Origin of the sequence: Candidatus Pelagibacter communis (assembly GCF_001180205.1) — a bacterium.
GTDB classification, from domain to species: Bacteria; Pseudomonadota; Alphaproteobacteria; order Pelagibacterales; family Pelagibacteraceae; genus Pelagibacter; species Pelagibacter ubique_O.
In genome coordinates this window covers 1-612 of the sequence record NZ_CVSU01000049.1, presented here as the reverse complement: position 1 = coordinate 612, position 612 = coordinate 1, and the positions used below count along the sequence as shown (strand labels likewise).

The following is a 612-nucleotide window of genomic DNA, read 5'->3' as shown; positions in this document are numbered from 1 at the left end:
ATAAGCAATTAAATATCCATTTACTGCACCAATTAAAGTACCTGCAAGTAGAGCTAAAATTATTGATACCCAAACGTACACTCCTTCAAAATATGAAGCTTTGGAATACCATTCGGGTAAAAATTGAGCATCCAAAAATAAACCGCATATAACTCCTGTGACACCCATAATTGACCCAACTGACAAGTCTATCCCAGCTGTAATAATCACAAATGTCATTCCAATTGCCATTATTCCGATGAAAGAAAAGTTTCGTGTAATATTAAAAAGATTATCTTTGCTAGAAAAAGCATCTTCTACAAAAAACATAATAAAACAAATCCCAAATAAAGCTATTGTTACCCAAAAGGATTGTTCAGAAACAAGTTTTTGAAATAAATTTTTTTCTGTCTTGGAGATTATTTCCTGATTAAATTTTACTGAACTCATACTTTATCTATTGCCCCTGTAATTAAGCCTGTTGCTTCTTCTGTAGAAGAATCTTTTATACTTTTTTCACAAACTTTTTCACCTCGTCTTAATACCACTAGCTTGTCACATACCTCAAATATATCTGGCATTCTGTGACTAATTAACATTACAGCTATTCCTTGATCTTTTAATCTTTTTATA

1 protein-coding gene and 1 pseudogene are annotated in these 612 nt (G+C 31.2%); both read right to left on the bottom strand.

Features of this window, described 5'->3' with window-relative positions:
- On the bottom strand, nucleotides 1-429 hold a 429-nt coding region (locus AMO08_RS02290), incomplete at its 3' end, for an ABC transporter permease (protein ID WP_143323793.1).
- A pseudogene (locus AMO08_RS05750) lies at nucleotides 426-612 on the bottom strand (ATP-binding cassette domain-containing protein); the annotation flags it as partial. The pseudogene AMO08_RS05750 and the gene AMO08_RS02290, both read right to left, overlap by 4 nt.